28 protein-coding genes are annotated in these 26,553 nt (G+C 60.1%); 19 read left to right on the forward strand and 9 right to left on the reverse strand.

The window, feature by feature from the left end:
* Window positions 1-49: 49 nt before the first annotated feature.
* Window positions 50-310: a hypothetical protein gene (locus tag AB6B39_RS04190; protein ID WP_284373302.1), complete on the forward strand. Its 261-nt coding sequence runs from the start codon at window positions 50-52 to the stop codon at window positions 308-310.
* Between the two features lie 98 nt (window positions 311-408).
* Here the strand turns inward: AB6B39_RS04190 and katG are convergent, their stop codons facing one another.
* Both katG and AB6B39_RS04200 read right to left on the reverse strand, forming a co-directional pair.
* Window positions 409-2,568, reverse strand: coding sequence for a catalase/peroxidase HPI (katG, locus tag AB6B39_RS04195; protein ID WP_348520197.1), 2,160 nt, complete (start codon window positions 2,566-2,568; stop codon window positions 409-411).
* Window positions 2,569-2,955: 387 nt separating this feature from the next.
* Window positions 2,956-4,074: a sigma 54-interacting transcriptional regulator gene (locus AB6B39_RS04200; RefSeq protein ID WP_284373298.1), complete on the reverse strand. Its 1,119-nt coding sequence runs from the start codon at window positions 4,072-4,074 to the stop codon at window positions 2,956-2,958.
* Window positions 4,075-4,319: 245 nt separating this feature from the next.
* Between AB6B39_RS04200 and AB6B39_RS04205 the strand changes: the two genes are divergently transcribed.
* From AB6B39_RS04205 to AB6B39_RS04235, 7 genes are all read left to right on the forward strand, one after another.
* A complete protein-coding gene (locus AB6B39_RS04205) occupies window positions 4,320-4,502 on the forward strand; it encodes a hypothetical protein (RefSeq protein ID WP_371398694.1) in 183 nt (60 codons plus the stop codon).
* Complete coding sequence (locus tag AB6B39_RS04210) at window positions 4,502-4,630, forward strand: hypothetical protein (RefSeq protein WP_284373294.1); 129 nt, start codon at window positions 4,502-4,504, stop codon at window positions 4,628-4,630. The genes AB6B39_RS04205 and AB6B39_RS04210 overlap by 1 nt, the downstream gene beginning before the upstream one ends.
* A 77-nt stretch (window positions 4,631-4,707) precedes the next feature.
* A complete protein-coding gene (gene pspA, locus AB6B39_RS04215; RefSeq protein ID WP_284373291.1) occupies window positions 4,708-5,412 on the forward strand; it encodes a phage shock protein PspA in 705 nt (234 codons plus the stop codon).
* A gap of 139 nt (window positions 5,413-5,551) precedes the next feature.
* Window positions 5,552-5,800, forward strand: a complete 249-nt coding sequence (locus AB6B39_RS04220) for a hypothetical protein (protein ID WP_284373289.1) — start codon at window positions 5,552-5,554, stop codon at window positions 5,798-5,800.
* Window positions 5,797-6,285 (forward strand): PspC domain-containing protein, encoded by a 489-nt coding sequence (locus AB6B39_RS04225; RefSeq protein ID WP_284373287.1) that lies wholly within the window; start codon window positions 5,797-5,799, stop codon window positions 6,283-6,285. Before AB6B39_RS04220 ends, AB6B39_RS04225 begins: the two co-directional genes overlap by 4 nt.
* A 63-nt stretch (window positions 6,286-6,348) precedes the next feature.
* Complete coding sequence (locus AB6B39_RS04230; protein WP_284373285.1) at window positions 6,349-6,579, forward strand: hypothetical protein; 231 nt, start codon at window positions 6,349-6,351, stop codon at window positions 6,577-6,579.
* 2 nt (window positions 6,580-6,581) lie between these two features.
* Complete coding sequence (locus AB6B39_RS04235) at window positions 6,582-7,472, forward strand: GIN domain-containing protein (protein ID WP_284373283.1); 891 nt, start codon at window positions 6,582-6,584, stop codon at window positions 7,470-7,472.
* Here the strand turns inward: AB6B39_RS04235 and mnmD are convergent.
* Both mnmD and AB6B39_RS04245 read right to left on the reverse strand, forming a co-directional pair.
* Window positions 7,453-9,162 carry a tRNA (5-methylaminomethyl-2-thiouridine)(34)-methyltransferase MnmD gene (mnmD, locus tag AB6B39_RS04240; protein ID WP_284373281.1) on the reverse strand — a complete coding sequence of 570 codons (1,710 nt, stop codon included), beginning with the start codon at window positions 9,160-9,162 and terminating at the stop codon, window positions 7,453-7,455. The two genes, AB6B39_RS04235 and mnmD, sit on opposite strands and share 20 nt — an antisense overlap.
* Window positions 9,163-9,178: 16 nt before the next feature.
* Window positions 9,179-10,465 carry a lytic murein transglycosylase gene (locus tag AB6B39_RS04245; protein ID WP_284373279.1) on the reverse strand — a complete coding sequence of 429 codons (1,287 nt, stop codon included), beginning with the start codon at window positions 10,463-10,465 and terminating at the stop codon, window positions 9,179-9,181.
* Between the two features lie 186 nt (window positions 10,466-10,651).
* On the opposite strand from AB6B39_RS04245, the gene ykgO reads away from it, so the two are divergent.
* Both ykgO and AB6B39_RS04255 read left to right on the forward strand, forming a co-directional pair.
* Window positions 10,652-10,777, forward strand: a complete 126-nt coding sequence (ykgO, locus tag AB6B39_RS04250) for a type B 50S ribosomal protein L36 (RefSeq protein ID WP_284373277.1) — start codon at window positions 10,652-10,654, stop codon at window positions 10,775-10,777.
* Between the two features lie 57 nt (window positions 10,778-10,834).
* Entirely contained in the window at window positions 10,835-11,689 is an 855-nt protein-coding gene (locus AB6B39_RS04255; protein ID WP_371398695.1) for a tetratricopeptide repeat protein, read from the forward strand.
* On the opposite strand, the gene AB6B39_RS04260 is transcribed toward AB6B39_RS04255, so the two are convergent.
* Window positions 11,686-12,696: a polysaccharide deacetylase family protein gene (locus AB6B39_RS04260; RefSeq protein ID WP_284373272.1), complete on the reverse strand. Its 1,011-nt coding sequence runs from the start codon at window positions 12,694-12,696 to the stop codon at window positions 11,686-11,688. The genes AB6B39_RS04255 and AB6B39_RS04260 overlap by 4 nt on opposite strands.
* Between AB6B39_RS04260 and AB6B39_RS04265 the strand changes: the two genes are divergently transcribed.
* Both AB6B39_RS04265 and AB6B39_RS04270 read left to right on the forward strand, forming a co-directional pair.
* The gene (locus tag AB6B39_RS04265; RefSeq protein WP_284373270.1) at window positions 12,695-14,467 is read left to right on the forward strand and encodes a hypothetical protein; all 1,773 of its coding nucleotides are present in this window, start codon (window positions 12,695-12,697) and stop codon (window positions 14,465-14,467) included. The two genes, AB6B39_RS04260 and AB6B39_RS04265, sit on opposite strands and share 2 nt — an antisense overlap.
* A 165-nt stretch (window positions 14,468-14,632) precedes the next feature.
* Window positions 14,633-15,664, forward strand: coding sequence for a lysylphosphatidylglycerol synthase transmembrane domain-containing protein (locus AB6B39_RS04270; protein WP_284373267.1), 1,032 nt, complete (start codon window positions 14,633-14,635; stop codon window positions 15,662-15,664).
* A 13-nt stretch (window positions 15,665-15,677) separates the two neighbouring features.
* Here the strand turns inward: AB6B39_RS04270 and AB6B39_RS04275 are convergent, their stop codons facing one another.
* A complete protein-coding gene (locus tag AB6B39_RS04275; protein WP_284373265.1) occupies window positions 15,678-16,457 on the reverse strand; it encodes an acyl-CoA thioesterase in 780 nt (259 codons plus the stop codon).
* Between the two features lie 117 nt (window positions 16,458-16,574).
* Here AB6B39_RS04275 and AB6B39_RS04280 point away from each other — a divergent pair, with 117 nt between their 5' ends.
* Genes AB6B39_RS04280 through AB6B39_RS04290 form a run of 3 tightly spaced genes read left to right on the forward strand, consistent with a single transcriptional unit; the run spans window position 16,575 to window position 18,936 of the window.
* On the forward strand, window positions 16,575-17,306 hold the full coding sequence (locus tag AB6B39_RS04280) for an SDR family NAD(P)-dependent oxidoreductase (protein WP_284373263.1): 732 nt from the start codon (window positions 16,575-16,577) through the stop codon (window positions 17,304-17,306).
* Window positions 17,303-17,941: a 2-hydroxychromene-2-carboxylate isomerase gene (locus AB6B39_RS04285; protein WP_284373261.1), complete on the forward strand. Its 639-nt coding sequence runs from the start codon at window positions 17,303-17,305 to the stop codon at window positions 17,939-17,941. Before AB6B39_RS04280 ends, AB6B39_RS04285 begins: the two co-directional genes overlap by 4 nt.
* Window positions 17,938-18,936, forward strand: a complete 999-nt coding sequence (locus AB6B39_RS04290) for a 2-dehydropantoate 2-reductase (RefSeq protein WP_284373259.1) — start codon at window positions 17,938-17,940, stop codon at window positions 18,934-18,936. The genes AB6B39_RS04285 and AB6B39_RS04290 overlap by 4 nt, the downstream gene beginning before the upstream one ends.
* Here the strand turns inward: AB6B39_RS04290 and AB6B39_RS04295 are convergent, their stop codons facing one another.
* The 3 genes from AB6B39_RS04295 to AB6B39_RS04305 form a co-directional block, all read right to left on the reverse strand.
* Complete coding sequence (locus AB6B39_RS04295; RefSeq protein WP_371398757.1) at window positions 18,937-19,857, reverse strand: formylglycine-generating enzyme family protein; 921 nt, start codon at window positions 19,855-19,857, stop codon at window positions 18,937-18,939.
* Window positions 19,858-19,879: 22 nt separating this feature from the next.
* Window positions 19,880-21,400, reverse strand: coding sequence for a sulfatase (locus AB6B39_RS04300; RefSeq protein WP_284373255.1), 1,521 nt, complete (start codon window positions 21,398-21,400; stop codon window positions 19,880-19,882).
* A 243-nt stretch (window positions 21,401-21,643) separates the two neighbouring features.
* A complete protein-coding gene (locus AB6B39_RS04305; RefSeq protein WP_284373254.1) occupies window positions 21,644-22,141 on the reverse strand; it encodes an Hsp20 family protein in 498 nt (165 codons plus the stop codon).
* A 197-nt stretch (window positions 22,142-22,338) separates the two neighbouring features.
* On the opposite strand from AB6B39_RS04305, the gene AB6B39_RS04310 reads away from it, so the two are divergent.
* From AB6B39_RS04310 to AB6B39_RS04325, 4 genes are all read left to right on the forward strand, one after another.
* Window positions 22,339-23,238 (forward strand): class I SAM-dependent methyltransferase, encoded by a 900-nt coding sequence (locus AB6B39_RS04310; protein WP_284373253.1) that lies wholly within the window; start codon window positions 22,339-22,341, stop codon window positions 23,236-23,238.
* A 114-nt stretch (window positions 23,239-23,352) separates the two neighbouring features.
* The gene (locus tag AB6B39_RS04315; RefSeq protein WP_284373252.1) at window positions 23,353-23,649 is read left to right on the forward strand and encodes an SCP2 sterol-binding domain-containing protein; all 297 of its coding nucleotides are present in this window, start codon (window positions 23,353-23,355) and stop codon (window positions 23,647-23,649) included.
* 43 nt (window positions 23,650-23,692) lie between these two features.
* Window positions 23,693-24,670, forward strand: a complete 978-nt coding sequence (locus AB6B39_RS04320; RefSeq protein WP_284373250.1) for an alpha/beta fold hydrolase — start codon at window positions 23,693-23,695, stop codon at window positions 24,668-24,670.
* A 48-nt stretch (window positions 24,671-24,718) separates the two neighbouring features.
* The gene (locus AB6B39_RS04325; protein ID WP_284373247.1) at window positions 24,719-25,807 is read left to right on the forward strand and encodes an NAD(P)/FAD-dependent oxidoreductase; all 1,089 of its coding nucleotides are present in this window, start codon (window positions 24,719-24,721) and stop codon (window positions 25,805-25,807) included.
* Window positions 25,808-26,553 lie beyond the last annotated feature (746 nt).

Below are 26,553 nucleotides of genomic sequence, written 5' to 3' on the forward strand. Positions count from 1 at the left end.
TTCAAGCATAAAGTACTTCACGCCTATCTTCCCGATCGCCATGATTCTCATGAGCTTGGGCCTGGCTTTTTTTGGGGGTTTCAAAGGGCTGTCGCCGAACATACTTCTTGTCAGTATTCCGCTCCTCTATTTGGCATTCCATTTTCCGGTCTGGAGCTATGGCGAATGGAAAAGCTTCGCGCGCGAAGCCAGAGAGGATGGCCCCGCTTTCGAGGCGTTCTTCGTCAGCTGGGTATTACCAGCTTGGCTGCCAGCGGGCGTTTACGGCATCACCTGGATCGCGGGCAGAATATTGAATGCCCTCGCGTAGTTTGCTCAAGGCGCTGACCTCAGATTGTCCTGCTTGATGGAAAAGGCCGCGCCACTTTGCAGCGACGCGGCCTTTGCGCTCGGGTCGATGGGCGCAGTCTAGTCGATCAGGTCGAACCGGTCATTCATCATGACCTTGTTCCAGGCGGAGACGAAGTCCTTGGCGAACTTCTCCTGATTGTCGTCCTGGGCGTAGACTTCGGCATAGGCGCGCAGGATCGAATTGGAGCCAAAAACAAGGTCGGCGCGTGTGGCCGTCCATTTGACGTCGCCGCTCTGACGGTCGCGGATTTCATACAGATCGTCACCCACGGGATGCCAGCTATTGGACATATCCGTCAGATTGACGAAGAAATCGGTCGACAGCGCGCCTTCGCGGTCTGTGAACACGCCGTGCTGTGCCCCGCCATAATTGGTGCCCAGGACACGCATGCCGCCGAGCAGGACGACCAGTTCCGGGGCCGTCAGACCCATGAGCTGGGCGCGGTCTAGAAACATTTCGTCGGCTTTGGAGGCGTAGCCGTCCTTGGCGAAGTTACGGAACCCGTCCGCTAGCGGTTCCAGAACGTCAAAGCTCTCAGCATCTGTCATGGCAGCGGTTGCATCGCCGCGACCCGCCGCGAACGGAACCTCGACATTGAAGCCGCCCGCTTTTGCAGCCTGTTCAATACCGACATTGCCTGCCAGAACGATGACATCGGCGATAGACGCGCCGGTCTCAGCCGCGATCGGCTCGAGGGCGGCGAGGACGCGGTTCAGCCGCTCCGGCTCATTGCCTTCCCAGTCGCGTTGCGGGGCCAGGCGGATGCGCGCGCCATTGGCACCGCCGCGCTTGTCGGATCCGCGATAGGTGCGGGCACTGTCCCAGGCCGTGTTGATCATCTCGACAGGGGTGAGGTCCGTCGCGGCGATCTTCGCCTTGAGTGCGTCCACATCATAGCCGGTCGGACCGGCCGGGATCGGGTCCTGCCAGATAAGATCTTCGTCCGGCACGTCGGGTCCGATATAGTTGGCTTTCGGACCCATGTCGCGGTGCGTCAGCTTGAACCAGGCGCGGGCGAACGTGTCGCGGAAATAGTCTTCGTCCGCCATGAAGCGTTCGCAGATTTCGCGGTAGACCGGATCGACCTTCATCGCCATGTCGGCGTCTGTCATGACGGGCATGGTGCGGGTCGTGCCGTCGTCGGGATCGATCGGCATGTCGACATCTTCGATGTTGACGGGCTTCCACTGCTTGGCACCAGCAGGTGAGGTCGTCAGTTCCCATTCGTGACCGAACAGCATGTCGAAATAGCCCATATCAAATTTGGTCGGCTCAGTTGTCCAAGCACCTTCAACGCCCGATGTGACGTGGCTGCCAGCTTTGCCGTCAGCATTCGGATTCATCCAGCCAAAGCCTTGATCGTGAATCTCGCCGCCTTCGGGCTCCCGGCCCAGACCGCCCGCATCGCCATTGCCATGGGCCTTGCCGACCGTGTGTCCACCCGCCGTCAGGGCGGCGGTTTCTTCGTCATTCATCGCCATGCGGGCGAAGGTGACGCGAATATGCTGCGCGGTCCGGGCCGGGTCCGGATTGCCGTTCACGCCTTCCGGATTGACGTAGATAAGACCCATATGCACGGCAGCCAGATTCGGGCCGAGCGTTTCCGGATCTTCCAGATTGACATAGCGATTTTCCGACGGGGCCAGCCATTCCTGCTCTTCGCCCCAGTTGACGTCGATTTCTGGCGCCCAGATGTCCTCGCGACCAAAGCCGAAGCCGAATGTCTTCAAGCCCATATTTTCATAGGCGATGGTTCCGGCCAGCAGCATCAGGTCGGCCCAGGAGACAGCATTGCCGTACTTCTTCTTGATCGGCCAGAGCAGGCGGCGTGCCTTGTCGAGATTGCCGTTATCCGGCCAGCTATTGAGCGGCGCAAAGCGAAGGTTGCCGGTCGAGCCGCCCCCGCGACCGTCAGATGTGCGGTAAGTTCCGGCAGCATGCCAGGACATGCGGATCATCAAGCCGCCATAATGGCCCCAGTCGGCGGGCCACCAGTCCTGACTGTCCGTCATCAACGCATGCAGGTCGGCTTTCAGAGCATCGACATTGAGCGTCTTGACCGTCTCGCGATAATCAAAATCGGGGTCCATCGGATTGGACCGGGCATCATGCTGATGCAGGATTTCGACGTTCAGGGCTTCGGGCCACCAGTCCTTGGTGGAGGTCGCGGTGCTGCGTGTCGCACCGCCATGCATGACAGGGCACTTGCCGCTCATTGGAGACATGTCGTTCATCGGGCGTATTCCTTGGGTAGATGGATGTTCGGGGCGTACCTGACGCTCTTGTCAACGCGCGGAGGGGGGCGCGAAGTCGGCGATTGGGATCTGTCTACCGAAGTCTGTATCATTCGTCCAATCGTTCGTTCCAACTTGTATCATCGTCAAAACCTATCAATACCTCACTTTGTTCATTCAGCATTCATGGCCGCCCCGTCAGTCGGGTTTCGGCAGAACGGGCGGCTATGTGGGACGCCTTGATCGCTAGGCGCGATACTGACGGATCTGTATGGTCATGGGGGTGATCATACGGCTGTCGGCGAGCGCTTGGTCTGGCTCCGCCTTTTGGTAGGCGGGGCCAGACCTCTTATGCCGCGAAGCGTCAGTCTACTTCTTCATCCCATGTTTTCGCAGTAGCCCGCGAAACTGGTGATAGGACAGGTCCAGCCGTTTGGCGGCCTGCCCCTGATGATCATTCGTCGCGCGCATCGCCTCGTCCAGCAATCGCCGTTCAAAAGCCAGAACCCGCTCGGAAAAGCCGGATGCTACCTCGTTCCTCTCCGGTTCGACCTCCGTTGCATGCCCGGCAGCGGGCACCGCCGAGATGATCGGTGCCGGGGCTGCGCCCATTTGCGGTGCAGGGATGAGGGGCGCGCTTGGCAGCTGGGGTGGGTTCAGCCCGGATGTTATAGGCCCGGACATTATAGAGTGCGCGGTTGGACTTAGTCGGTAGGGGCTGTCGAAAGGGTCCAGATCGACCCTGTCGATCGGTTCGCTCAGGCTCTCATCCGCGAGGAATGCTTGCACCGTGCTGCGTTCCACCATCAGTTTCAGCTCCCGCACGTTGCCGGGAAAGGGATGGTTGCGCAGCTGTTCCTGCAATTCGGCTGTGAAGCCGGGAAACTGATCTGCGCCCAGGTCGCGCGCTGCAATACGCCCGAAATGCTCAATCAGTGGAGAAATGTCGTCCGGTCGCCGCCGCAAGGGCGGCAGGGTGATGACATGAAATGCCAAGCGGTCGAGCAGGTCCGCACGGAACAGTCCCTGCGCGACCCGGCTTGGCAGATCGGTCGATGTCGCAGCGACGATCCGCACATCGACATCTTCTTCATGCAGTTCGCCCGTGGCCTGAATCTGGCCATGCTCAATCGTGCGCATCAGCTTTTCCTGCAGATGGATTGGCAGGGTTTCCACTGCGTCGAGAAACAATGTGCCTGAATTGGCTTCATAGACGCGGCCATTTGTATCGGCCCGTCCATCCATAAAGGTCTGTCCGAATAATTCCCGGTCGAGCTCTTCGGGCGTGAAGGCCGCGCAATTGACGCGCACATTCACCTGTTCCCAGCGCGGCGACAGGAAATGCAGGCGCGATGCGATCAGTTCCTTGCCCGTCCCGCGTTCGCCCGCGATCAGAACCGGTCGGTCCATCGCGGCCAGATCGGATACGCGGTCCATCAGGACCATGAAAGATTCGCTTTGACCTATGGGTTGGGACCGGATCGGCATATTTGGATAAATAGGCCAAACAATGTAGTAAATCTAGCTAAATTTCTTGTATTTTTCACCAAGTCATTTGCCGTTTTGCGATAAGAAATTTCAAAAGTTCAATTTTTTCAATAGTTTAGTTTTTCGTGACAGAGCGGCGGGTTTAAGCCATTTTCAAATCATCGAAGCGGAGACGAAAACTTCGCAAGACAAGCGGCCCGGATCACCGGGTCACAACGAAGAGAAAGAGACGAAGAAAGGAGACGATGATGACCTACCGCACCATCGACAATGATCTGAATGCCATCAACGGGAACGCGGCTCCGTCGCGCTCCGTACGCCGGGCTCGCCGCCGTCGCGGCTTTGCCGCAATGAGCGTCCGGACCGGAGGCAGCTACGGCTACATGCCGATGCACGGTGCCACAGCCTGTTATGAGGAGATCCTGTAATGGATTACCGCGAACAGGATAGCTGGCGCGTCAAGGGCGCTCGCTTCGTCCAGTATCTGACGACCCGCGACAAGGAATGCTGGGGCTTCTTCGCTGCAGGCTTCTTCCTCGCCGTCATCTTCGCCTAGCGGCGAAGACACACTAATCGCCAGTCCCGGAGCCTGAAAATTCCGGGACATACCATTCTCAAAAGGAGACGAGACACATGGGTATTTTTTCCCGCATGGGCGACATCATCAATTCCAACCTCAATGCCATGATCGAGGCGGCGGAAGATCCTGAAAAGATCGCCCGCCTGATCATTCAGGAAATGGAAGACACATTGGTGGAAGTCCGCACCGACGCCGCCCGTCATATTGCCGAGCGCAAGGAACTGACGCGTCGCGAAGACGATTACCGCAAGCGCGCCGATGACTGGGCCTCCGAGGCGGAGCTCGCCATCACCAAGGACCGGGAAGATCTGGCCCGCGGTGCTTTGCAGGCAAAACGCCAGGCCGATGATATGGCCGATGTGGTTGCCAAGGAAATCGAAGTGCTCGACGAGGCCATCGCCAAGGCCGACATCGATCTGTCCAAACTTCAGACCAAGCTCGACGAAGCCAAAGCCAAGCATAAGTCGCTGACTATGCGCAGCTCGGTCGCCAAGAGCCAGGTCAAGATGCGGACCAAGATTGTGGACACACGCGTCGATGATGCCCTGTCCCGCTATGAGCGGATGGAGCGCAAGGTCGACGAGCTGGAAGCCCATGTCGAGGCCTTCGATCTCGGCGAAGGTGAAAGCCTGGAAGCCCAGTTTGCCGCACTCGAAGACGATGAGGAGCTTGAAGACGAGCTCGCCGCGCTGAAGGCCCGCATGAGCAAGCCGAAAGCTGCGAACAAGTCGACGAAACCGGCCAAAAAGGCGAGTTGATCGAAACGCCGCAAGGCGACAGATGCGCCCGGGGGACCTCCCCCAAGCTGGTCTGAAACGATTCCCTTCGTGAGGCCACGCACCACCCCTCGGGCGCACAACCACCCGATCAACCCGTAACGAGAAAAGAGAGATAATAATGTTCAGGCCCGAAGTCCTGGTTTTCATGATCCCGATCGTCGCCATTGTCATGGGCGTCGCATCCGGAATGCTGAAGACCCACTATCAACATAAGGAGCGCATGGGCGGTGGCGGAACGCCTGAATCAGGAACCCACCGTGCCGAGCTCGAACAAATGTCGCGCATTGCCGACATTCTCGATCAACGCGTCAAAGTGCTGGAACGCATTCTCGACGACGAAATCCCGAACTGGAGAGACAAATCATGACCCGCCGTTACGAAAAGACTGAACGCTGGGAAGATGAAGACGGCGCATGGGAACAGCATGAACGCAGCGACTATAATGCGCGCCCCAAGCTTCGCCGCAACAAGATCGACGGCATTCTGGGCGGCGTCTGCGCCGGTCTCGGCGACTGGCTCGGGATCGACCACGGACCAATGCGGATCTTTTTTGTTCTGGCCGTGATCTTCACCGGCTTGCCCGTCCTGGTCTACTTTCTGATGTGGATATTCATCCCGTCGGACAAGCGGGCGCCCTATGTCCGGGAAAAGCGTGAACGTCACCGCGCCGAACGCAAGGCCCGTCGTTCAGGTCAGACGGCCGTGATCGGCGGCGAAGCGATCGATAGCACCAGCTATTCCGATGTCCGGTCCAAGTTCCGCTCGCTGGAAGAGCGTTTGCAGGACCTCGAACGGTCCGTCACATCGCGCGAGTGGAAACTGCGCCGCGATTTCCGGGACCTGGAAAGCTAGGCCCGGAAGCCAACCGGCGAAGGCTTTTGGCCTTCGCATCAGAAATTAAAAGGGAGAGAGAAAATGAACTTTGCTGCAACAGCTTTTCTGGTGAGTGCCATCACCGTCATGCCGCAAGTCAACGTACCGCAGATTGCCCTGCCGACCAATCCGGTCGAAGGCCTGAGCATCAGCGCCGCGGGAATCGGGGTCGAGATCACGGCGGACGGGGTAGAAACACTGCCCGCCAAGACCAGTGATTTTCAGATCGAATTGCGACTGAAATCCGGTACACCTATCCGCGTGAGGCTATAATTATGCGATTACTGACAACAACCGCGCTGCTCGGCGCGCTCATTGGGACACCCGCTTTGGCGACCGACATTACGGTCACCGATTTCGTCGGAAAGATCACCATCGTCGAAGGCACGGACGGCCTGACCGTCATCCGCAACGGCAAGGGCGATCTGCAATATAGCCAAAACGGCGACAGCATCGAGATCGACGGCGGGACGACGCGCAGGGAGCGCGGCGAAACCTGTAATGTCCCGGGCGGAAACTGGAACATTTCCATTGGCGGGTGGTCCTCATCCGGCGAAACTCGTCTCAAAGAGTATCCGGAATTGGAAATCAGCGTTGCTGCAGGATCGTCCCTGACGATCCGTGACAGCTATCCCTGGCTCGAAGCCAGCGTCGATCTGGGCGCAGCCGATCTTGAAGTTGGTGGCTGCTATGATGTCATTCTCGCCGATACCGCGTCGCTGCGAGTCGAAAAGTCGGGTTCCGGTGATATCGAAGCGGGGTCCACTGGACCGACGCAGATCGAAAAATCCGGATCCGGCGATGTCGAGATCGATGCCACACAGTCCTTTTCGCTGGAGCAATCCGGCTCGGGCGATATTGATATTGATGACGTATCAGGGCCTGTCACGATCGAAAAATCCGGTTCTGGTGATGTCGAGATCGAACGCCTGTCAGGATCGTTCTCCGTTGAGAAATCCGGGTCCGGCGACGTCGAAGTCGATAATGGCGAAGTTCCGGAACTGATGATCCGAAATTCGGGTTCGGGAGACGTCAATGTTCATGCCGCTATCGGCAATGCGGATATTCGCGCCTCGGGCTCCGGGGATGTCTATGTCAAATCCATATCCGGGTCGCTGACAAAAGAGATTTCCGGATCGGCCGATTTCAACCGGGGCGACGATTAAGACGGTCCATCACCGCCGCGTCGAGCGGCGAGGGCTCGCCCAGCCAGGCGCTGACCAGCGCCTCACCCAAAAGCGGGGCAAAGACAAACCCGCGTGACCCAAGGCCGGACAGGACCCAGAGATCAGTCTTGGTGTTCTCTCCGGCCTTTTCCGTGTCCGGACATAGCAGCCGTGGCAGCGTATCGGCCGTATTGACCCGCACGCTCGTGCGCAGGGGCTGAACCGAGGGGCCGAGATCCAAGCCCTGACTGCGGGCCTGTGCCAGATTGGCCGCATCGTCCTCATCCCGGACGGCGAAAGCCTGACTGTGATCGGTGATCCGCTCATGACTCGCGCCGATCAGGACGCGCATATCCACGTGCTCATCCAGAGGAACGGCATAACCGCCATAGGTGACGGGACGATCCAGCGTGCCCTGCGTCCAGCTCAACTGCCCGCGAGAAAAGCGAAACCTGGCATCCGGTAGCAGGCTGCGCACGCCATATCCGCTCGCCAGGATCAGCGGTCCTGACAGAGCCGACAGATCGTCAATTCTGCCAGGGCGGGGCGTGACGCCTGCCAGCATCGCCTCACGGGCGGCTTGCGGGACGATCGTCAGAGCGCTCGGCATATCCAGACTGTCCCCGGTCCAGTGCAGATGCCCCGGTCCGAGCGGTTCCTGCCGGGCGATCCGCTGCAACCGGTCCGCTTCTGCGTCGGTTTTGGGACGGTGCGTGATCCCTTCCAGGAGGACAGCGTCCTTGTAGGCCTCCCGCGCATAAAGAAAACTCGATAGAAAGAAGCGCGATGCGGGCTGGTCCTGCAGGTCCAGACGCGGCTTGATCAGCGCAGCGGGATTGGCGGACGCTGCCGGGTGGTCGGGGTCGAACAGCACGGTCGGAACGATCCCGCGCCGCAAAAAGGCCTGAGCAATGGAGGCCCCGGCAATGCCTGCGCCGATGATCGTCGGCGCCGCCGGGCGGTTCCCGCGAGGGGTAGGGGTCTCTGTCCGCCGCGCTTCCAGCCTGTGACGTTTGCGGCCGAACCCGGCCACACGCTCGACCTTGAAACCAGCCTCGGTAAGGGCGCGCCGGACGGCTCCGGCCACCGTAAAGGTCGCGAGACGCGCATCCGGCGCGGACAGGCGCGCGACCTCCGCCATCATGTCCGGCGACCACATGGCGGGATTTTTGGCGGGCGAAAAGCCGTCCAAGAACCAGGCATCGGCATGAAAGCGCTGCGAAGCGAGTGCCGAGGCAACGGCGTCATGGATCAGCGTCAGCGTGACCGAACCGAAATGGCGGCGGTGAATACCGCGGACAGGACCGGGCCAGCCACCGATCAGTCGGCGTGACAGGTCGGCGAGCTCTGGAAAATGATCGAGTGCGCGTTCCAAATCGGACTTTGCAAAGGGAAACCCCTCGACGGAGATATAATGCAGCGTCCCACGCGCCCCCGAGTCCAACCAGGCCTGCCATGTGGCCAAGAAGTTCAGCCCCGACCCGAAGCCAAGCTCCGCGATAGTGAACATGTCACGGTCCCGCCAGCCATCTGGCAGACCGCACCCCGTCAGAAAGACGGCGCGCGTTTCGTCCAGTCCGCCATCGGTCGAGAAATAGATATCGCCGAAATCGTCCGCAGCCGGCGTGCCGGGGCGCGAAAAATCAAGTGACGGGGCTGGCGTGCGCGTCAGGGGCTCGGGCGGCGGCATGATGCGGCGCCGGAACCTAGCGCTGCGGCGTTATCATCCGCAGATATTGCGAACGCTCGACATAGCCGTCCGCGGGCAGGCCGTTGGCGCTCTGCCAGGCGCGGATGGCCCGCCGCGTCGCGGGGCCGATCAGCCCGTCCACGCCTTGCGTGTCATAGCCCATGGCCGTCAGCGTTTCCTGCATGCGTTGCTTATCGATGAAGGATAGCGGTTCGTCCCCTTCCGGCCAAGGCGTGCGGATAACCGTATAGTCGTTCAGGGCAGAGGCGAGCGTCGTAATGCCCATCACATAGCTGGTGGAGTTATTGTAGCGCTTGATCACGTCGAAATTATGGAAGGTCAGCAGTTTCGGCCCGCGGTGCCCTGCCGGGACCAGCAGTTTGGCTTCCATCTGGCTGGCGGCGTCGGAAAAACGCATGCCGTTGGAGGGCTTCACGCCCAGAGCCGTCCAGGCGGCGACGCTCTGCTTGACCGTTTCCGACTTGGAATAGTCGAAATTGGCCGGAACGACGACTTCGGACATGACCGGCACACCCGGCTTCCAGCCCGAGCGGGTCAGATAGTTGGCAGCGGAAGCTAGAGCGTCCAGTTCCGACGTCCAGAGATCCGTGTTGCCGTTGCCATCAAAGTCCACAGCATAATCGCGGAAGGTCGAGGGAATGAACTGGGTCATACCCATCGCCCCGGCCCACGACCCGACCAGCTGATCAGCTCTGACGGATCCCGACTGGATCAGGTCGAGCGTCGCAAACAGCTGTGTTTCACCAAAGGTGGTGCGCCGCCCTTCAAAGGCGAAGGTCGCCAGGCTATCGATGATATTGTGCGTGCCGAGAATGCGCCCATAAGAGGATTCCAGACCCCAGATCGCTGCCAGAACGTGGCGCGGAACGCCGTAGGTCGCCTCCAGACGATTGAATTGGGCATTATGTTCGGCCAACTCCGCCTTGCCGCGCGAGACGCGATCGGGACTGGCGGCTGTCTGGATATAGGACCAGACCGGGCGGGTAAATTCGGGCTGGTCGGCATCGCGCTCCAGAGCGCGTTCATTGATCTGCGCCCGTCCGATGGTCGCCGCCAGCAGGTTGGGCGCATAACCTTTGGCCAGTGCGCGCCGGGTGAAGTCCGCTTTCCACGCTTCGAAGCGCTGTTGCTGGCTGAGCTCCGAAGTCGCTGCCGTCGCCGCAGTCATGACAGCTGTCGGCGCGGGAACCGCATCACTCGCCAAGATGGCGGATTGCTGCGACGTGGAGGCGCAGGCCGTGAGCGAGACGGATAAAAGCAGAGTGGGGATAATCATTCGCATGGGGGAAAGACTATCAGCCCGTCATGTCCTCCGATAGGGGGCTAAGATGACGGTTACGTCAATATCCTTAACGCTGAGCAGGTCCATTGACTTCACCGCGCGCAGATCATATGTGCCCGCTTCCGCTTTTAAGAAGCGCCGAAATTCCAATTTTGCCGCATTTGTACGTTTGAAGGACATAGAGCCATGAAAGTCCGCAGCTCGCTGAAATCGCTGAAAAACCGTCATCGGGATTGCCAGGTGGTTCGCCGCAAAGGTCGCCTCTACGTGATCAACAAGACCGATCCTCGTTTCAAGGCCCGCCAAGGCTAAGTGACGCCGATGGCTGCGCTTCGTCCCGATGCAGCGCGCCGTCCTGACAGTTTCATAATGTCATGGCCTCTTGCCCTGCCGGGCGAGGGGCTTCATTTTGTCCGGGTGAAAGCTCTTCTCATAGTCTTGCTGGTTGCGTTGCTCGTCTCGCCGGCCTTTGCGCAGGTTGAAACGGACGATGAGCCGCCGGACCGTGAGAGAGTCGAGATTTCACCTCTGCCCCCTCTGGTGCTCGATCCCGAACCGCTGGTCCCGCCGAATCTGGATTTGCCGCCGCCCGCGCCCCTGCCAGAAGCCGAACCCGAAACAGAATCTGAAGGCGATCCACTCGAGGACATTATCCTGGACGCACCGACCACGGATTCGGCGGCCGATTCCACCGAGATTCCAGAGGCACCCGACTATTCCCGCCTGTCCTCGAACGAGGAACGCGCCGCCAGACTGGACGATATGTTTGCGCGTCTGTCCGAAGCCGAAACCGAGGAAGCGGGCAATCTGATCGCCGAAGAAATCTGGGCCGTCTGGCTCGATAGCGGCAGTGCGTCGGTTAATCTTGTGCTCCGTCGCGGAGCGGCGGCGCAGACGGGCGATAGGACCGAACTGGCCCGGACACTGTTCGACCATGTAACCCGTCTGGAGCCCGATTTTGCCGAAGGCTGGGCCCGGTCTTCGCGCCTGGCGCTGGAGGAAGGCGATTTCTCCCGTGCGGTCGGTGAAGCGATCCGCGCCCTATCACTGGAACCGCGCCATTTCTACGCGCTCTGGACGTTAGGCAATGTGCTGGAACGGATGGGACGCTTTGACGAAGCCCTCGAGGCCTATCAGGAAGCCAGTCGCCTCTATCCGACGCTGACGTCGGTCTCGGAGCGGGTGACGGCACTCGAACTCAGACTTGGCGGGGCGGTCCTCTAGTCGGAGAAGACGCCGGCGACGTCCATTCGCGACTCAATACCGGCCTCGCTAGCGGACCAGTGATCAAAGGTTTCTGCCCCGCTTAGTCCTGCATCGCGGGCGATCGCCGCAATACGTCCCATACCGGAAAAGCGCGTGTCTGGCAGATGATCGGCGATGGGATCGGCGAAAGCCGTATCAGGATCGATAATGGTCCAGCCATCGGCGCGCAGGGCCGCCACCATGTCGACCGTGAATGCCGCCGCCAGATCGTTTTCATGCAGGAGCAGGACTTGCGCCGGGCGTCGCCCGAGGACGGCTATGCTCATCGCGTCATAATGATTGGCCGCTTCGACCACCATATCGCTATATATTCGAGACAGAGCCGCACGGTCGACGGACCGACCGTCCCGAACCGCCTGCTGCCACAACCGCTCCATATGCCAGTCATATGTGTCGACTGTGACATAACCGCTTATCAGGCCGCGCGCTTTCAGCGCGCCCCGCAAAGCATCGCGCTTGGCAAGAGCAAGTCCGGCTTCACCGCGCCCGCCCTCATCCAGAAAGGGAAAGCGGAACCAGTTGCGCCGATTGGCAAAGCCGTCCAGGTTCGTCTCGGCGCGGTCGATATCGGCAATATAGGCGTCCGTGTCCGTCCGGCTGGCCCAAGGGTGGCTATGGCTGTGATTGGCGATCAGATGCCCCGCCGCCGCATAGGCCTGAGTGCGCGCGCGACCTTCATGCCTGTCGAGGCCCTGAGTGGTCACGAATATCGCGACCGGTCCAGTGTCAGCTGCGTCCCAGGCGTTCAACAGCGCCTGCGTGCGCGCGGGGCCCGAAAAAATCGCGCCGTCACCGCGCGGCGCATCATCATAGGTCAGGGCGATCCGTTTGCGCCCGGGCCCATCCTTCATGACCGTGTCTGCGGTCGCCGTGTCCGGCATTGTCTGAGTCTTTCCTGACGGGGCGCAAGCCAGCACAAGGCTTGCGACAAGGAGGACGACGAAATGGAAGCGGGACCGGAGCATGCCGCCTCGCCTAGCCGACAGGGCGATAAGCGCAAGCGGCCTGTTGCGCCGCGCGAAAAGCCCGCTACAGGGCCTTCCCATGCCCGTTCCTACACTCGTTCTGAATTTCGGCCATTCGGTTCTGCGCTCGCTGTCTGATTATACGGATGCGGCGTCGGAGATTTATCGCCATTACCGCATGGGTCAGAATATCGTCGCCGTGACGTCCGCTCAGGGCGATCAGACGGATGTACTGCTGGCCGAAGCGCGCCGGATCGGACCCGAAGGCATGTCCGATGGCGGCGGTGCCTCGAACCTGCCGGAATTGCTGCAGCTGGGCGAACGTCGCTCTGCTGCGCTGCTGGCGCTGGCGCTTGAGCGGATTGGCGCGCCCGCTTTCGTGCGGCAGGCCCGGGATCTGGGTCTGACGGCAATGGGCGATCCGATGAATGCGGAACTGACGGGGCTGAATAGCGGACAGCTGATGCAGGACCTCAAGGATCACGACATCGTGGTGATGCCGGGGTTCGTCGCGATCGGGGACAAGGATCGCGCGGTCCTGCTCGGGCAGGGAGGCTCGGATCTGACGGCACTCTATGTCGCCGATCAGCTCGGTGCCCCGGCGCTGCTGCTCAAGGATGTGGACGGGGTGTATGACCGGGATCCGAAGGAAAGGTCGGACGCGCCGCTCCGCCGTTACGAGCGTGTGTCCTACGCCGATGTCCGTCGCAAGGCTGGACCGCTGATCGCGTCGCGTGCGCTCGACTATGCGGAAGGGGTCGGACAGCGCTTTCGCATCGGCACACCGGGATCGGCCATTTCCACGCAGGTCGGCGATGTGTCGGATCCGCCAGTTGCGGCGTCCAGGCCGCGCAAGCTGCGGATTGCGATGATGGGGCTCGGGATTGTCGGCGGCGGCGTCTGGCGCCGCGTAGCCGACCATGCGGACCGGTTCGAGATTGTCCGGGTGATGGTCCGAAGCCCGGAAAAATATATCGATCAGGGCTATCCGGAAGCGATTTTGACGACTGACGCTGCCGATCTGTTCGCCGCTGAACCGGACATTTTCATTGATGTCTCCGGGCCGATCGAACCGGCTCTCGGTCTGACTCGGGACATGCTGTCGCGCGGTGTGCATGTCGTCTCCGCCAACAAGCAGGCGATCGCCGCAGGCGGACAGGATCTGCTGGATCATTCGGCGGCATCACAGGCGCGATTGCTGTTTTCATCAGCGGCAGGTGGCGGCATGCCGGTGCTGGAAATGTGTCTTCGCGAAAGGGGGAGGATCGCGCGCGTCGAAGCCTTGCTCAATGGGACGACCAATTTCATGCTCGGTGAAATGGACGGCGGCATGTCCTATGCAGACGCGCTGCAAATCGCGCAGGATCGCGGCTATGCAGAGGCCGATCCGACGGCCGATGTAGATGGCCATGATGCAGCGGCGAAAATCAGACTGGTCAGCCTGCTCGGTTTCGGAAAACAGATCAGCCCGAACCAGATCGAGCGCGATACGCTGGCCCTGGTCGATGCGCGCAAGAAACCCGGGACCGTGCTGAAACGCGTGGCCCGTGTCTCAGCCGATACGGGAGAGCTGATCGCTGATCTACGTCTGCGGGCTTTATCGCCCAATAATTTTCTAGCCAAGGCGGACGGCGAAGACGCCCATGCCGTGTTCGATTTCACGGATGGCGACCGCTATGTCATTCGCGGTAAGGGCGCCGGTCGCTGGCCGACGACGGAAGCAGTCCTTGCGGATCTCTACGATCTGTCGAACGAAACGGGACCGGCATAGAGGCCGCCGTCGTCGCCTGATCACGCCTTGGCGTCATCTTTTTTCGGAACCGCTTCAGTCATCCGGGCGTCACACTTCTGTCAATCAGTGTAAGGATGACATCATAGCGCTGCAGTCAACATTATCACGAACATCAATCCGGCTCCGAGCTGATTGCGTCGCCGTATGAGCGCGGATCCCTCTGCTGACAGAAAGAACCGTGCAGACGGACGTCTGGCTAAGCTCCGTTCGTTGATGAAGAGCCCGTGGATCATGGGCCTGATGATCATCGCCCTGGGGTGGGCGCTCTGGCAGGTCGCCCCACCATCGGAGTGGCAGGCCGCATTCAAGCAGGCCGAACCATCTTGGCTGCTATCCGCGATTCTGATCGTCCTGCCGCATGACATATTGAAGGTCATGCGGATGGAACAATTGGTTCCCTGTGTAAAACCGCACCGCACGCTGCATGCCAAGATTACCTACGGCATGACCTGCGTCGCACAGCTACCCGTCGGAACACTGGGGGGCGATATTTACCGCGTCATGAGATTGGAAGAATGCGGCGCAGCGGCGGAGGACGCGACAGCAGCGACCTTCCTGATGCGAATGATCGGCTTTTCCACTACCTTGGCGATTTCCGGGCTGGCCGGACTTTTCGTACTGGATAGTGCCGTACCGCTAATTGGACCCGTGGTGGCGTTGCTGATCTTGTATCTTCTGGCCTCTTCGCAAAATCCGCCTGCCTTTCTCGGCCGTCTCGTCGAACGGGCAGACGATACGGGTTCCGGTGCCTGGGGGCGATTCCTGTCCGTGGCGGCGCGACTGTTGCGTCATATATTCCGAGCCGGTGCGGCACTGACCCGGGCTCAGATCGGTCGGGTTCTCGGTTTTACGCTGGCGCTTTACGCAGTGCGCGCAGTGCTGGTCTGGTTCTGCCTGCTGGCGGTCGGGTTAGAGGTGAGCTACCCCATCGCTCTTGCAGCTATCGCAATCGGCAATCTCGCCAGCTCCATTCCCAGTCCGGCTGGCAATGTCGGCCTGCGCGAAGGCGGCATGGTCGGGGCGCTGGCAGGCTTTGCCGTGGCGGCGGCTCCTGCGACAATCGCAGCGCTGCTATTCCGTGCGGTCATGATAATCGGAGCGGGGCTGGGCCTGATTGTGGCCAGCATCGTGCACAAGTTGATGGGAAAGCCTGCGGCGCAGCCCGCAACGGATTAGGTCCAGAAGGCCGCTAAGCGAAGATCGCGATCGATTGCATGCCCTCGACGATCAGGTCGCCGCGGCGATTCCAGATCCGCATCACCTGCGACGAGTAGCCGTCCAGCGCCGCGGTCAGTTCGGCCTCGACCTGATACCAGCCATCGTCCGTCTCCGGGTCGCGCAGAATGTTGCAGATCCAGCTCATCGAGCTGACTGGACCGATCTGCTGCATGACCGTAAGGGCGGCTGGCGGTAGAATATCAGCCAGACAGAGCAGAGCCGCTTCGCCTGTGCGAGATGCTTCGTCCGCGTGGCGCGCCCAGCAACGCAAACGCTTGGAAGTGCCGCCGGACATGGGACGGCTACCCGCAATCAGACGGGTCTCGAAGTTCCGGGTGAAGGCCGGAATGAACGGCGAATCACCGCCGAGAAACAGCTCACACGCTTCCGGGTCTGGTGTGTCCGGGGCAGGCAGATCGACATGCAGATGGCTGTCGCGTGCCGCGCCGAAGGAAAACGTCCCGGTGCACACAGTCTTGCCGTCAACAGCGCCGTTTGATTCCATCGTCGTCACGTTCCGGCCCCGACGCAGCAATGTCGTCTCGATCCAAGGTGGCTCGCTGACCGGCCCGGTGAAGTTGATTAGCGCCGAGCGCAGCGGCGGCAGGTCATCGATCCTTGCCTGCGCCCGGACCAGCATTAGCGCCGCGGTCAGTCCGCCATAGGCGGTGCGTCCCTGCTTCCAGCTATCGGGAAGGCGCTCGACCTGCGGGTCGGTGTTCTGGATCAGGTCAGAAAAAGTCGTGCGCATGGGGTCCCTCTAATGCCGGTCTCGGAGCGGCTCTAGCTTCATCCGGGTTTGGATGCCCTGCGGCGTTGAAGCGGGACGGCCCTTGTCTTCCACCAGTTCGATGGACAGAGACGACGGATGACCACACGAACCGCTCTGATCATTGGTGCCGGCGCAGATACGGGCAGCGCCATTGCCCGTGCCTTTGCCAAGGAGGGATATCATGTCTGTGTGACACGGCGACCACGTAATATGCAGCAGCTCGGCGTGCTGGCCGGAGCGATTCGTGCCTTCGGCGGCGCCGCAACGCCCTTCGGCGTCGATGCGCGGAACGATACGGACATGGCCGCGCTGGTCGAACAGATCGAGAGCACCATCGGCCCGATCGAGGTCTGCGTTTTCAATATCGGCGCGAATGTCCGGTTCGAGATCGGGGATACGACGCCACGCGTCTTCAAGAAAGTGTGGGAGATGGCCTGCTATGCAGGCTTCCTGACGGCGCATAATGTGCTGCCGCGCATGGCGGGTCGCGGACGCGGGACTTTCATTTTTACAGGGGCGACCGCCTCCCTGCGGGGCGGTGCGGGCTTCGGGGCGTTTGCGTCCGCCAAGGCGGGACTGCGCAATCTCGCTCAGTCGGCAGCCCGGGAATATGGTCCGCGTAATGTCCATGTCGCTCATGTCGTCGTGGATGGGATGATCGATTCGCGCTTCATCCGGGAGAATGTGCCCAGCGTGGATTCGCTACGGGCGCGGGACCGTATCCTCAATCCGGACCATATCGCACAGAACTATGTCCATCTGCATCGCCAGCACCGCGACGCCTGGACCTTCGAACTCGACCTCAGACCTTATGGAGAGACCTGGTGAAGACACTGGACTTCTATTATGATTTCGGCAGCCCGAATGTCTATCTCGCGTGGAAAGCGCTATCTTCCGTTGAAGGTCTGACGCTCGATCTCAAGCCCGCCCTGATCGGCGGTATTTTCAAGAGCGCCAATAATCAGCCGCCCTGGCAGGCCTTTGCCGGCGTCCCGGCCAAGATGCAGTATATGATGGCTGAGATCCGGCGCTTTGCCTCTCTGTACGGATTGATCGATTTCCGGATGAATCCGCATTTTCCGGTCAATACGCTGCTTGCCATGCGGACGGCGATGGTGGCGCACGAAGACAGTGTCGTCGATCGGTTCTTTCCTGCGGTGCAGACCGCCATGTGGGAAACGGGACGCGACATCGCCAAGCCGGACATTCTGGCGGCGGTTCTCGACGAAGCGGGATTGCCCGGGCACGCCATGGTCGACCGCACGCAGGACGCGGCGATCAAGCAGGCCCTGATGGAGGCGACGCAAGCCGCCGTCGCGCGGGGCCTATTCGGTCTTCCGACCTGGTTCGATCCGGCGGGCGAGATGTATTTCGGCAAGGAGAATTGCTGGATGTTCGGCGCGGAGCCGCTGACCTTGCCCGAAAGCCTGCCCCAGACCTCGCTTGCGACCTCGCCCTCATGAGCGGTCCCGACGTCACCATTCTGGGTGCCGGATCGATCGGCTGTTATCTGGGCGGACGAATGCTGCAGGGCGGCGGGTCCGTGCGCTTCATCGGACGGTCGCGCTATGCGGAGATGATCGCCGCGCAGGGGATGACCTTGAGCCATTATGATGCCGCGCCGGTCACGCTGCACGATATTGCGTTTCATACGGATCAGGCGGCGCTGAACGACGCGACCCTCATTGCCCTATGCGTCAAAAGCCAAGCCACAGCGGAAGCGGCGCAGATGATTCGTGAACAGGCCCCGAAGGCCTGGGTCATTTCGTTCCAGAACGGCGTTTCGAACCTGCCCGCCTTGCGAGAGTCCCTGCCGGGGCAGCGCATCAGCGGGGCCGTCGTGCCGTTCAATGTCACAATGCCAGCGCCGGGACAATTCCACCGCGGGACGGAAGGGGATCTGATTATCGGGCCGGACGCACCTGACGCGTTGATCGACCCGCTGCGCGCGGCAGGGGTGGGTCTTCGCCTCGTCGACGATATTGACGCGCATCTCTGGGCCAAGCTGCTGGTCAATCTGAACAATGCATTGAACGCCCTCTCGGGCGGTCCCTTGCGCGACGGTCTGGTCCAAAAGGATTATCGCCGCGTATTGATCGCCATGATACGTGAAGGGCTGTCCGTAGCAGAGGCGGAGGGTATCGATGTGGCCACCTTCAATGGTCGCAAACCGGAGGCGCTGCTGCGGATCATGGCCAAGCCGGACTGGCTCTACCGATTGATCATGGAACGGGTCGTGAAGATCGATCCGACCGCGCGTTCATCCATGCTCGACGATCTGGAGCAGGGGCGCGGATCGGAGCTGGATTATCTGCAAGGCGAGATCATCCGCCGGGCCAAACGGCTCGGGATTGACGTACCCGTCAACCGGGCCGTCATGGCTGCCACACAGGATGCCTTCGCCCGGAAGAAAACGCCCCGCTTGAGCGGAGCACAAATGGTTGATCATTGTCTCTGATCAGGGCCGGTCACGCACGATTCGAAAGCCGATATGCGAGGTACCAAATGCCAGGTCCTGGGCCTGTCGCGCGGCCGGGCGAAAACGCAGACAGTAACTCGTTGCGCAGAGGAAGGAGCCTCCCTTGATGGTGCCAACGGCGGCGTCTGGTTGGGCAGGGTCCTCGCTTGAACTGGCTGTGGATGTGCGGTGTCTGCTGGTATGGTCGGGACGGTAAGGCGTGGCTGTCCATTCCCAGACATTGCCAATCATATCATGGAGGCCTAAGGGGTTGGCCGGGTAGGATGCAACGGGTGCAACCCCGATATGGCCATCATGTCCTTCGTCGATCAAAGGGAACAGGCCTTGCCAGATATTGGCCATGCGGTCGCGCTCAGCATCCTCTGCCTGCGTCCAGCTGAGGAGCGCCCCATCAAGACCGCCGCGGGCTGCAAACTCCCATTCTGCTTCCGTCGCTAATCGCGCATCGGCCCATTGCGCAAAATGCTCTGCATCGCTGCGGGTAATATGAACGACGGGCCAGTCCGGTTTGGCTTCTGAACCGATGCCATCAGGATGTCGCCATGAAGCCCCTTCAACAAGCGACCACCACTCCAGTGCGCGCTTGGGATCTGTTTTGCCGGGCCGGAAAACTGCGGAGGCCGGCGCGAGATCAAGACCGGGACCATTCGGATCCGCTGCTGACCATCCGCGCTCAGCGCGGGTCACATAGCCTGTGTCTGACACAAATGTTGCGAATTGCGCATTCGTTATTTCCGTCTTGGAGATAGCGAATGCGTTTACGCATGTTCTGTGGGCGGGGCGCTCTTCAGGATAGGCACGATCTTCACCCATGCGGAAACAGCCCCCGTCGAGCGCGACCCAGTCTATAGGCCCGCCCGCCTGGGGCAGACTGGCATCAGGGCTACACCCTCCCAACAAGAGCAGGATGACCGCGCAGCAACTAAGGAGAGGGGGCTTCATAAAATGTTTGCCAGGTCTGAATGTCGGCCTTGAATTGTGCGACAAGGTCAGGATTGGCCGATGAGGCATCGACTGTCTGGCCTGGGTCTTCGATCATGTCATACAAAGCCGTTTCGTCCGTTTCCGGAAGCCAGACAAAGTGCCAGCGCTGGTCACGACGATAATAGCCGGACAATTCACTGCCCATGAAATCGGTGACATCAGGATTTGGAATGCCGCGGAAGTCAGTGCCCGCGCGGTGGCGAGTCATTTTGCCGATCATGTGGTCACGGGCGTCTGGCAATGTGCCCCCTTCAATCAGGGGCCGGAGCGAGTAACCCGGCAGATCCGGATTATCTGGTAGCCCTGCATAATCCATCAGTGTCGGCATCACGTCGATTGCGTTGACAAGCGTTGTGGTGTCCCGCTGTGCGGCGATTTCGTCCGCCCAGTAGAAAATGACTGGCGTCCGGAACGCGGTCTCGAAAAAGGACGTTTTTCCGCGTGGTCCGCCATTGGCGAGGTAAATGTCATTTCCAACATATTCGGCGTCGGGTGGCTGCTCCCAGCCATTATCATTGAAGTAAACAATCAGCGTATTATCGAGTACCCTGTTCTCAGCCAGACTGTCGAGCAGTTGGCCCACGCTCCAATCGAACCAGGTAATATTCGCATAGTATAGCTTTGCACTCTCTGAGAGGTCAGCCCGGTCTTCGTAAAATTTATAGAAGCGCTGAGGTGGATTGAGCGGTGTGTGTGGGAGTGCAGGTCCGTACCAGAGGAAGAAGGGTTCATCGGCATGTGTGTCGATGAAGTCCGTGACCGGGGCCATGGTTGTGCGGCCAATCTCATTGCCGGAGCCTCCCATAAAAGTGAAAAACCAGCGATCACCTAATTCCGCGCCATCCCGCCAGGTCCATGATCCCGTCATACCGTGCGTGAACCCACCATGCGCGTAGGATTGTTCCCACCACTTCCCGCTTTGATGAGAGGCATATCCGGCCTCGGATAGAAGACGCGGCAAAGTCGGCATCTGTTCGATCGCCGACGTCACATATTGCTGTCGCAGCAGCCGTTGCTCGGCTGGCGTATCGGCGTCATCAGGTAAGGACGTCGCCGCCATTTCCGCATCCGCAATGGCTTCAGAACGGGTTTCATACTGATCGGGATAAAGCCCCGTAATCAGGGACTGCAATGTCGGGCGGCAATAATTGGATGATGCGTGGCCGAGCTCGAACACCATGCCGCCATTGCCGAGCATATCCATATTTGGGGTGATAACATTCTCGTCACCGAGAAAGCCGAGATAGGGCCAGCCAAGGTCGTCCGCGATAATCAGAACAATATTGGGCGGTCCGTCGGGTCGTGCCGGGGTAACGGTTCGGTCGATCGTCCCGGCGACCGTATCATTATAGACGCCCCCGAAATCGAACGCCTCTTGAGGACCTGTCTCACTGACGGGCTGTTGGGAGCAAGCTGCGAGCAGAAAAAGAGCGGATACCAGCATCCAGTTCGATATCATTGGGCCCTCCAGACTGACTTTTGTGGTCAAGAGAGACAGAATGAACGCAAAAAGCAATCAGGAATTATGCAAATTCTTGCAGCGCGGAGTCATCCAAGAACAGGGCCATTCAAGAAAAGGGCTATCGAAGAAAGGTACGGTGCGACGCCGTGCGACTGGGAGGGGGAAAACGCACGGCGCCGCTTTGTTGGCGGTCGGCTCACTTCAAGGGGAGGGAAGGGGGCCGGTTCGCTCAACTCCTATTTAGGCAGCTTTCTTCTTGCTGCCAGTTTTCGAGTCGATTAATTTTCCGCCACGTTGCGCGCCGCCAATTTCGATCTTGCGCGGTTTCAGGGCTTCCGGCAGCTCGCGCTTGAGCGAGATGACCAGCAGGCCGTTCTCGAGCTGAGCATCTTCGACGAAGACATGATCGGCCAGCTGAAAGCGGCGTTCGAAGCCACGTTCGGCAATGCCGCGATGCAGATAATCAAGATCGTCATTGTCGCCCTGGTCCGCAATGCGGCCCGTAATGGTCAGGCGGTTCTGCTCGGATTCGATGCTCAGATCCTCATCGGAGAAACCAGCAACGGCGAGTTCGATGCGGTAGGCATCGTCCGACAGGCGCGCCACATTATAGGGCGGATAGCTGGCCGTGTTGCCGGCCTGTGCGCTGGCCGCGTCGATCAGGCCCGCCATGCGGTCAAGACCCACAAAGGAGCGGTAAAGGGGAGAAAGGTCATAGACCCGGTTCGTCGTTCTCATTTTGACATCCTCTTTGATAAGCAATGCAATTGATGATGAATGCACGGCCCATCATGGCGCCGTGCAGATCAAGAGATGGGAATATATGCCTTGCCTTCAAGGGGGCGATTGCGTCCTCCTGCAGTCGGCCCTCTCTTGTATTTTATAATCCAGCCTCTAAGCGACTGTCGTAGTTTTTCGCTGGAAGGATATGCCGCATGAAACGTCTGCTTTTACTCTCTGCTATGGTTCTCGCTGCCTGTAGTGGTGACGCGCCTGCCGATCCGGCGACGGGGGCGTCTGTCGCCGAAATGCCAGCAGCCGAAGCGCCCGCTGTCGAAGCGCGCCTGACCCTGGCGGACACGATCGCGCATCCACGCCGGGCCGACGACGCGGCGCGGGACCGGTTCCGCAATCCGGCTGAGACGCTCGCATTCTTCGATGTCGGGCCAGGACAGACCGTGGCTGAAATCTGGCCGGGCTGGTACACACCCATAATTGCCCCCTATCTGGCGGATAATGAGGGCACCTATGTCGCCGTCCTGTTCCCGGAAGGGCTGACCGAGGGGCTGGATAATCGTGTTCAGGCGTTCAAGGACCGCTACGCCGATACCGATACGTTCGGCACGATCGAATATGGCAGCTTTATCGGCGGCGCCGTGAATGATGAGCCCGTGCCCACGGCATTGAGTCTGGCAGACAATAGCGTCGATACGATCCTCACGTTCCGCAACGTGCATAACTGGATGGGTCGCGGCTATGCGGAGGAGGCGTTCTCTGAATTCTACCGCGCCCTGAAGCCGGGCGGCACGCTCGGCGTAGTCGAACACCGCCTGCCGGAAACGCGGGTGCAGGATCCGCGCGGCGCGTCTGGCTATGTGCAGGAGAGCTACATGAAGGCTCTGGCTGCCGATGCCGGGTTCGAATTTGTCGAAAGCTCGGATGTGAACGCCAATCCACTCGATACGGCGGATCACCCGATGGGAGTCTGGACCCTGCCGCCCCGCTCGCGCCTGCCGGAGCCCGGCTCGGCGGATGCCAACGGGTTCGATTCCGAGCTTTACAAGAATATCGGCGAATCGGACCGCGCAACCCTTAAATTCCGCAAACCGGAATAGATCGGCCGAAACAGGCCTCATCCGTGATGAATGGGGCCCTGCACGAAATTAGGGCTTGGCGGGTCCGTGGCCGGTCCCCATATAGCCCGAACACACGAATGACTGGAGTTTCCCATGGACAATGAAGCAATCGCCACACGCATGACAGAGGCGCTCGAAAAGGCCGGTGGCCTCGACAAATCGGTTAAGTTCGATTTCGGCGGCGACGGGTCGATCTATGCGCACGGAACGGATGCGGAAGTCGATTCCGACAAGGAAGCCGATTGCACGATCAGTGTCGACAAGGATGATTTCATCGCGCTGGCTGAAGGTAATCTCGATCCGATGATGGCCTTCATGTCCGGCAAGCTGAAGGTTGCGGGCGACATGAGTGTCGCCATGGGCCTGCAGAACATCTTCTCCAACATGTAAGCGCTCTGTCGCGCGGCGACGCGTCGCCGCGCGATGACTGTTTATGCTCGATTTCGAATCGGCGGACCTGATCCAGCCGGGCGGACATACGGTCCCCCGCGGGCTGGATACACGGCTATCCCTCTATTTTCTCGACCGTCCCGCAGGCAGCCATGGGGCGGCTCAGCGTCTGCGCGTCATGATAGCGACTCACGATACGGATGGCGAGCCGCGCGGCACCATCATTTTCTCGCCGGGCCGCACGGAATTCATCGAAAAATATCTGGAGTCGATAGCCGATCTGACGGCACGCGGTTTCTGGGTCGTGATGGTTGATCCGCGCGGGCAGGGTCTGTCAGATCGTCTGCTGGAAGATCGTATTAGATCCTATGTCGCATCCTTCCAGGATTATGCCGACGATATTGGCTGGGTGGCCGACACGCTCGCCCCGCACTGTCCCAAGCCCTTCATCGCCATGGGGCATTCCATGGGCGGCACGATCATGTTGCAGGCTGTGCTGACCGGCGCGCTTAATCCGTCGGCCGTGATCTGCTCGGCCCCGATGCTCGATCTCATCGATGTTGATAGCGGTCTGCTGCGCGGCTCGATCCGGGCGCTCTCCGCCATGGGGCTGGCGAAGCGCAATCTGCCCTTTCAGAAACAGCGCGGCGGCATGCCGCTCTCTTTTGCCGATAACAAGCTGACATCGGACCGGGACCGCTACCGTCGCTGGGCTGCTTTCTTCCAGGACACGCCGCGCCTGAGGGTCGGCGAGCCGACATTCGGCTGGATCGCGGCGGCACTGAACGGCATGGCCTTCGTCAACCGTAATGCCGGGCAGCTCGGTGTACCGGGCCTGATGGTTGCTGCGGGTGGGGATCAGATTGTCGATCCTGTGGCGATCGAAACGTTCGCCCTGCGCAGCGGTTGTGATTTTCATGTCGTTCCGGGGGCCAAGCATGAACTGTTTCTGGAACGCGACGCGATGCGCAATGAATTTCTGGAACGGATCGACCAGTTTCTGGACGATCAGGCGCTGTAACGCGGATCGTATGACGCATGTGCTTGGCGTGACAGGCCGGGCTGTTAGATGCGTTTATCCGACATGACCGCACTATCCCCTCATATTGTGATTATCGGCGCGGGTCTTATCGGCCTGTCCTGCGCGGACTCGCTGCTGAGCGCAGGGATGGAGGTCACGCTGCTCGAAGCGCGTAGTGGCCCGGTTCAGGGAGCCAGCTTTGCCAATTCCGGCATGATCCACCCCTCGCAGTCGGGCGGCTGGGCGCAGGCCTTTCCGGCACCGGATGCCGGACAGTCGATTCGCGACTTCGCCCTGAAGTCCCGGGATCTTCTGGAGCGACGCATGGACTCGCTGGGTCTGAAGGCGATGCGCGCGCGGCCCCGCGGCTGTTATCAGCTATTTGATACGGACATGGCGGCACGACAGGCGCAAGCCGATTACGCGGCGCGGCAAATCCAGGCCAATCCGGTGACGGATCCCGTCTCGACCTTCTCGCGTCCGGGGCTCTATTTTCCCGATGACCGATCCGGCGATGCCCGCGCCTATGGTCGTGCGCTCGCCGAATCGGTGCAGGAACGCGGCGGCCTGCTGATTACGGATGCGACAGAGGTCAGGCTGCATCGCCATGGCGGCAGCCGGGTCGGGGTTCGCCTGGGAACACACAGGTTCAAGGCTGATCATGTCATTATCGCCTGCGGCGCGCAGTCGCCGGCCTTGCTCGCTCAACTGGGTCTGACCCTGCCGGTCGTGCCGATTCGGGGGTGGGCGGCGGACTTCGCCAGACCGGATAAGATCGATCTGCCGCGTATTCCGGTCATGGATGTCCAAACACGCTCCGCCTTCACACCGTTTCGCAACCGGATCAGACTGTCCGGGACGCTGGGGGAGGCGTCGGCGGCCCCTTTGCTGGCAAGGTGGGCGGATATTCTGCCTGTGTCGATGCAGACATTGGGAGCGCCGCTCCAAATCTGGTCGGGACTGCGGCCCGTGTCGCAAACAGGCGCGCCAATTATCGGGCGAGTCGCCGACGGTTTGTGGGTGAATGCGGGTCACGCGCATATGGGATGGACATTATGTGCAGCATCCGGGCGGTTAATGAGCGATCTGATTGCCGGCAAAGCGGTCGAAAACAGTTTCGATTACACTGCAACCTGATCGTCCTGATTGGCCGATAATGCCCATGGCAGCGGCGTTTGCACGACTTAAGCACAAAGCTGTCCACAGGCGGGGTCAGGGCGAAGATGCAGATATCTGCACACAAGGCTTGCGTTCCCAGCGGCAGGCCCTACTTAGCGCTCGTCGCAAGGCACTGGCCCACACGGGTCGTGACGGGCGGCCGCCCCCAGTCTCCGAATGACGAATGCCGCTTCTGGCGCGCTGAACTCTTTCATGCGGAAACGTGTTGACTGGATCCTTGAAAAACTGTCATAGACGCTTCCCCGCGAAGTAACGGACTGTTTTTCGCTGACATCTTCAGAGCGTGCGGCGCGAGCCAAACAATCTGCAGATTGATGCAAAAAAGGTGTTGCATTAGGAAATTCGATTTTCTAAGTAGCGCGCCTCGCTGAAGACGAGATAGTCTTCACGGCGAAAGCCATGCGAGGGGGTCTCCTTCGAGAGACCTTTTGTTTTGGGTGGAAACCAGTGGTTTCGACCCGAGCTGTTTGACATCGTGAATATTGGGAAGAGAGACGCAGGCGGCGTTTGGCGGCGCGCAGATCCGGTAACGGACTGCAACACTTGTCGAACGTCACAAGACGTTTCTTTTCATGAAGTTACGATCGCTTGGTCGGTTTACCGCAAGGTAGATACGATTAGGTACTCGTGATTTCTTTGAAACGCACAAACGCTGTAGGTCTTCGGACCTGCAACGTCAGTGATAAATGTGACGGTCAGACGCT

Origin of the sequence: Algimonas porphyrae (genome assembly GCF_041429795.1) — a bacterium.
GTDB lineage: Bacteria > Pseudomonadota > Alphaproteobacteria > Caulobacterales > Maricaulaceae > Litorimonas > Litorimonas porphyrae.